This window comes from Halobaculum sp. EA56 (assembly GCF_051195075.1).
Lineage (GTDB): Archaea > Halobacteriota > Halobacteria > Halobacteriales > Haloferacaceae > Halobaculum.
In genome coordinates this window covers 1-851 of sequence record NZ_JBNTJX010000121.1, presented here as the reverse complement: position 1 = coordinate 851, position 851 = coordinate 1, and the positions used below count along the sequence as shown (strand labels likewise).

Annotated in this window: 1 pseudogene; it reads right to left on the bottom strand. The window is 53.0% G+C overall.

From position 1 onward, the window contains the following. Positions 1-85: 85 nt before the first annotated feature. A pseudogene (locus tag ACQUQ1_RS22500) lies at positions 86-721 on the bottom strand (IS6 family transposase). Positions 722-851: the final 130 nt, after the last annotated feature.

Sequence of the window (851 nt, the reverse complement as noted above, 5' to 3'; positions counted from 1 at the left end):
CAGAGATAGCTGAGACGCTCGAGGACTGGCCAACCTCCAGTGAATCGACTGAGTCTGTATCCCAGTCTGATAACAATGGTAGTGTTCAGATTAGCTGATTCCATGCGAAGGCGAACGCTTGCAACCAGTTTTCAGCGGTACTCGGTTCGACGTGGCTAAACGTATTTTAGAACTGGTGTGTTCGTCGTTTTAGTTCTCGAAAGACACGTTCGGCGGCATTCCGATTCCCATGTGTAACATGCTGGAATCGGAGCCCGAGCTGATGGCAGGCCGCCTGCAACCACGGTGCGCCGTCGACGAGAAAGGTCGCGTCGTCAACGAGATGTTTCTCGCGGAGTTCGGAGAGAAACATCTCGGTCAACGCCTGTGTTCTCGTCGAAAATAGCCGTACATGGAGCAGGCAGTTGGTGTCGGGATCGACCGCAGCGTACAGCCAATATCGCTCGTCATCGAGCTGGATCACGGTTTCATCGATCGCAACGTGATCCGGGTCGGCACCAGCTGTGGGCTGTAAATCTGCCTTCTGTACCCAGTTGTGAACGGTGGACCGACAGCGTTCGACACCCAAACCATCAAGAATAGAGATGGTATTCGAAAGTGATAGCCCAGCCAAATGGAGTCGAATACCAAGCTTCATCGCCGGCTCGGGTGTCGCCTCTCGCTCCACAAATCCTAACTCAAAGCGGTCGCTATCACCGATGAGGCGGTCGATTTCGAGCATAGACCACTCAAAAATCGCACCGCCTCATCCTTCATCCTTATCTGAACACCGCCATAACAATAGTACGGAGGATTTTGAGGAGTTGTTGGACTCTGTCGAAACCAACGATGACCGAGAGTTAGCGGACCAG